Here is a 5,078-nt window from a genome sequence, read left to right as displayed (position 1 = left end):
TTTGCGTCCTCGGCTGTGGATGTGGAGCATGAGCAGCGCTTTGCCGGGCGTTCGGCCTACGGCTTTTCGCGTATGTTTTCGCTGGCGGTGGATATTATCGTCTCCCAGTCCGGCAGGCTGGCGACGGTATCCTTTGGCCTGGGCATTGTGCTGGCGCTGTTTGCCTTTGCCTACGGGGCGTTTCTTATGGCGCGCAAATATCTGTGGGCCTACCCGGTGCCGGGGTGGACCAGCGTTATGGTGTCCCTCTACTTCATTGGGGGGCTGCTTTTTATCAACATGGGCCTCTTGGGCCTGTACCTCGGCAAGACCTTTGACGAGGTGAAGCGCCGCCCGCTGTACGTGGTGGGCGAGACCATCGGCCTTGAGGCCGGGGAGGGCGGCGTATGAGCGCCCTTGGCGTTGCGGTTGTGGGATGCGGCGACTGGGGGCCGAACCTTGTGCGCAATATTGTGGCCTGTCCGCACACGCGCCTTGTGCGGGCCTGCGACGTGGACGCCGCGCGCCTTGCCGAGGTGCTGGCACCGTACCCTGGCGTGCAGGCGTGTACGGAGCTTGCCGAGGTGCTGGCGGATGAGCAGGTCACGGCCGTCGCCATTGCCACGCCCGTTGCCACGCACCACGCCCTTGCCCGTGAATGCCTGCTGACCGGGCGGCATGTGCTGGTGGAAAAGCCCATAGCCGCAACGGCGGCGCAGGCCGAGGACCTTGTCGCCCTCGCCCGCGAGCGATCCCTGCGCCTGATGTGCGACCATGTGTTCTGCTACGCCCCGGTGGTCCGCGTGATGAAGGACATCATCGACGCGGGCAGCCTTGGCGACGTGCTCTATTTCGACTCCGTGCGCATCAACCTTGGCCTCTTCCAGCGCGACGTCAACGTCATCTGGGACCTTGCCCCGCACGACCTGTCCATCCTTGAATACCTTACCGGTCGCCAGCCCGTGGCCGTCAGCGTGCAGGCCGCGCGCCATGCCGGGTGGGAGCAGGAAAACATGGCCTACGTGGCCCTTGATTTCGACAACGGCTTTCTGGCCCACTTGCATCTCAACTGGTTGTCCCCCGTAAAAATCCGCAAGACCATCATCGGCGGCAGTGAACGCATGCTGGTATGGAACGACCTCGACCCCGCAGAGCGCCTGAAGGTCTATGACAAGGGCGTCACCATTCAGCCCCGCCCGGACCGCGCCGCGCGCGATACGGCCCTTGTGTCCTACCGTACGGGCGGCGTGACCTCGCCCCATGTGCCCCATGGCGAGGCCCTTGCCGGAGTGGTGGCCGAGTTTGCCGCCGCCGTGGCCGAGAAGCGCGCTCCCCTCACCGACGGCGCAAGCGGCGCGCGCATGCTGCGCATTCTGGAGGCCGCACAGCAGTCCGTGGCGCGCGGCGGGGCGCGGGTGCCCGTGGCCGGGGAGGGCGCGTGAGTCAGTACCGCCGCATAGCGCCGGACGTCACCCTTGGGCGGGACGTTGTGGTGCGCGATTTTGTGAACCTGTACGGCTGCCGCATTGGCGACGGCACGCGCATCGGCACCTTTGTGGAGATTCAGCGCGGGGCCGAGGTGGGCGCGCGGTGTAAAATTTCCAGCCATACCTTTATCTGCGAGGGGGTCAGCATCGGCAGCGGGGTGTTTGTGGGGCATAACGTCAGCTTTGTGAACGACCGCTACCCCCGCGCCGTGGGGCCGGACGGCGCGCTCCTTGAGGACGCGGACTGGACCGTGGTGCCCACCACGGTGGAGGACCGCGCCGCCATTGGCTCCGGGGCCGTCATCCTGTGCGGGGTGCGCATTGGGCGCGGGGCCGTTGTAGGCGCTGGGGCCGTGGTCACGCGCGACGTCCCCGCCCGCGAGGTGTGGGCGGGCAACCCCGCCCGGTATTTAAAGGATGTGGAGGAGGGCTGATGCAGGTGCCGTTTGTGGACCTTGCCGCCGCGCACCAGGGCGTACGCAACGACATTCTTGCTGCGTGGGCGCGCCTTCTGGATGCGGGGCGCTTTGTGGGCGGCGAGGAGGTAGACGCCTTTGAGCGAGAATTCGCCGCGGAGTGCGGCGCGCGGCACTGTGTGGCCGTGGGTAGCGGGACGGACGCCCTGCGCTGTATTCTGCTGGGTATGGGCATAATGCCCGGCGACGATGTGGTCACAACGCCCATGACGTTTATCGCCACGGCGGAGGCCATTACGCAGGCCGGGGCGCGCCCTGTGTTTGTGGACGTGCACCCCGTCACCCGCACCATGAATCCCGAGCATCTGGAGGCGGCCATCACCCCGCGCACGCGCTGCATCCTGCCTGTGCACCTGTACGGCCAGCCTGCGGATATGCGCGGCATACAGGATGTGGCGGAGCGCCGGGGCATCCCCGTGGTGGAGGACGCCGCGCAGGCGCATTTGGCGCGCTTTGAAGGGCGTATGGCCGGGACCATCGGCCACGCCGGAGCCTTTTCCTTCTACCCCGGCAAGAACCTTGGCGCCTGCGGCGAGGCCGGGGCCGTGGTGACGGACGACAGGGAGCTGGCCGCAACCGTGCGCGCCCTGCGCGACCATGGGCAGATGAAAAAGCACCTGCACGTGGTGGAGGGCTACAATGGCCGGTGCGACGCCATGCAGGCCGCGGCCCTGCGGGTGAAGCTGCCGGGCCTTGCCGGGGCCAACGCGCGCCGGGCGGAGTATGCCGCGCTGTACAGTGCACTGCTGGCGGGAGTGCCCGGGCTTCAGGTGCCCGAGGTGCTGCCAGACCGCGAGAGCGCGTGGCACCTGTACTGCGTGCTTGTGGAGCAGCGCGGCGCCGTGGCCGAGGCCCTGCGGCGCGAGGGCATTGGCACCGCCGTGCACTATCCGGTGCCCCTGCATCTTATGGCGCCGTATGCGTTTTTGGATCATATGCGTGGAGATTTTCCCGTGGCGGAGCATGTGGCGGACCACGCCCTGTCTTTGCCGCTGTATCCAGAAATCGGCGAGGAGCGCGTGCGCCATGTGGCCACGGTCCTCCGCCGTGTGATGACCAAGGGATGACGCCGGATAGCGCGCTCATCCCGGGAGCGGAGCACTGGAATGTGACGGTAAGACCTGTCTGGTCACGGGCGGGGCGGGGTTTATAGGATCCCACCTTGTGGACCGCCTGCTGGAGTGCGGGGCCAAGGTCCGCGTGCTGGATGATTTTTCCAATGGACTCTGGGAGAACCTTGCCCTGCCCACGCCGCGGGGCGGGCTGGAGGTGCTCCACGGCAGTGTGGCCGACCCCTTTGATGTGCGCCGCGCCGTGGACGGCGCGGACGTGGTTTTTCACCTTGCCTGCCTTGGCGTGCGGCATTCGCTGGCGCATCCGCACCGCAACCACCGCGTCAACGCCGAAGGCTCGCTGCTGCTGCTTGAGGCGGCGCGGCGTGAGGGCTGTGGGCGGTTTCTCTACTGCTCCTCGTCCGAGGTGTATGGCTCGGCGCGCACCGCGCCCATGGACGAGGAGCACCCCCCGCGCCCGCACACGGTGTACGGCGCGTCCAAGCTGGCCGGGGAGGCCTACGCCCGCGCCTACCACCGCGCCTACGGCATGCCCGTGGTCATTGTGCGGCCCTTTAATACCTACGGCCCGCGCTCGCACCATGGGGGCGACGCCGGGGAGGTTATCCCCAAGTCCATCGTGCGCGCCTTGGCCGGGCTGGACGTGACCATCCACGGCGATGGCGCGCAGACGCGTGATTTTACCTTTGTGACGGATACCGCCCGCGCTCTGGAGATGGCCGCCGCCTGCGAGGACTGCATCGGCGGCACCTTTAACGTGGGCAGTGGGCGCGAGATTTCCATCGCGGACCTGTGCCGCCGTGTGGTGGAGACTGTAGGGGGCGAAGCCGCCAGGCCTATCCACACGCAGGCTCGGCCCGGCGATGTGCTCCGCCTGCTGGCGGACCCGTCGCGCTTTACGGACCTGACGGGCTGGACGCCGGAGGTTGGCCTTGGCGAGGGGCTTCTGCGCACGGTGGAGTGGTTTCGTGGACGGCCCGAAGGCGCGGACCAACTGGCCTGCGAGGCACCGGAACAGAACTGGGAGCAGTGGTGATGATACCCGTAGCAAAGCCATGGCTGGGTGAAGAGGAAGCCGCCGCCGCGCGCGAGGCCATCCTGTCCGGATGGGTGACGCAAGGCCCGCGTGTGGCGGAGTTTGAGAGCGCGTTTGCCGCGTGGTGCGGGGCGCGCCATGCCTGCGCGGTGTCCAGTTGCACCACGGGCCTGCATATGGCCCTCAAGGCCGTGGGCGTGGCCCATGGCGATGTGGTGGTCACGGTGAGCCACAGCTTTATCGCCACGGCCAACGCCGTGCGCCATTGCGGGGCGGAGCCGGCCTTTGTGGATGTTGATCCTGTCACCTTCAACATGGACCCGGACGCGCTGGAGCGCTTTTTGGACGAGGACTGCGCGCACTATGGCGGCGCGGTGTACCACGCGTTTTCCGAGCGCGGCGGCCTGCCTGCCGAAAGCCCACTTGCCCTGCTGCCGCCGGAGCAGACCGGGCGGGTGGCGGCCATTATGCCCGTGCACCAGCTGGGCATGCCCTGCGATATGGCGCGTATTCTGGACATTGCCGCGCGCCACGGCCTGCCTGTGGTGGAGGATGCGGCCTGCGCGGCGGGCAGTGAACTCTCCTGCAACGGCGGCGCAACCTTTGCCCCGGTGGGCCGCCCCCATGGCGCGGCGGCGTGTTTTTCCTTTCATCCGCGCAAGATTCTCACCACGGGCGACGGCGGTATGATTACCACCGCCGACGCGGGAAGCGACAGCGCCTACCGCCTGTACCGCCAGCACGGCATGAGTGTGTCCGATGCGGTGCGGCACAGCGCGCGCACGGTGACCATCGAGGAATACGTCCTCACGGGCTACAACTACCGTATGACTGACGTGCAGGCGGCCATGGGCATTGTCCAGTTGGGGAAGCTGAAGGCCATGGTGGCCGAACGGCGGCGCATTATGGCCCGCTACGCCGACGGGCTTTCCGGCTTGCCGTGGCTCACCCTGCCGCAGGACCCGCCATGGGGGCGCTGGAACGCCATGAGCTACCCCGTGCGGTTGGCGCCGGATGCGCCGGAAGG

The 5,078-nt window shown here is 67.5% G+C and carries 5 protein-coding genes and 1 pseudogene; all 6 read left to right on the top strand.

All coding sequences use genetic code 11. From position 1 onward, the window contains the following. Positions 1 to 390, top strand: a pseudogene (locus ACY69P_RS14060) (hypothetical protein); the annotation flags it as partial. Beyond that, positions 387 to 1,421 carry a Gfo/Idh/MocA family protein gene (locus ACY69P_RS14055; RefSeq protein ID WP_462327926.1) on the top strand — a complete coding sequence of 345 codons (1,035 nt, stop codon included), beginning with the start codon at positions 387 to 389 and terminating at the stop codon, positions 1,419 to 1,421. The pseudogene ACY69P_RS14060 and the gene ACY69P_RS14055, both read left to right, overlap by 4 nt. Further along, complete coding sequence (locus ACY69P_RS14050) at positions 1,418 to 1,900, top strand: acyltransferase (protein ID WP_459897572.1); 483 nt, start codon at positions 1,418 to 1,420, stop codon at positions 1,898 to 1,900. The genes ACY69P_RS14055 and ACY69P_RS14050 overlap by 4 nt, the downstream gene beginning before the upstream one ends. Further along, entirely contained in the window at positions 1,900 to 3,009 is a 1,110-nt protein-coding gene (locus ACY69P_RS14045) for a DegT/DnrJ/EryC1/StrS family aminotransferase (RefSeq protein ID WP_462327925.1), read from the top strand. Before ACY69P_RS14050 ends, ACY69P_RS14045 begins: the two co-directional genes overlap by 1 nt. 34 nt (positions 3,010 to 3,043) lie before the next feature. Continuing rightward, entirely contained in the window at positions 3,044 to 4,051 is a 1,008-nt protein-coding gene (locus ACY69P_RS14040; protein WP_459897576.1) for an NAD-dependent epimerase/dehydratase family protein, read from the top strand. Next, positions 4,051 to 5,078, top strand: a 1,028-nt coding sequence (locus ACY69P_RS14035) for a DegT/DnrJ/EryC1/StrS family aminotransferase (RefSeq protein ID WP_462327924.1), incomplete at its 3' end; no start/stop codon positions are given. The genes ACY69P_RS14040 and ACY69P_RS14035, both read left to right, overlap by 1 nt.

The organism is Desulfobaculum sp., assembly GCF_054921475.1.
The sequence above is the reverse complement of the archived record's forward strand: the minus strand, read 5'-3'. Positions and strand labels throughout refer to the sequence as shown.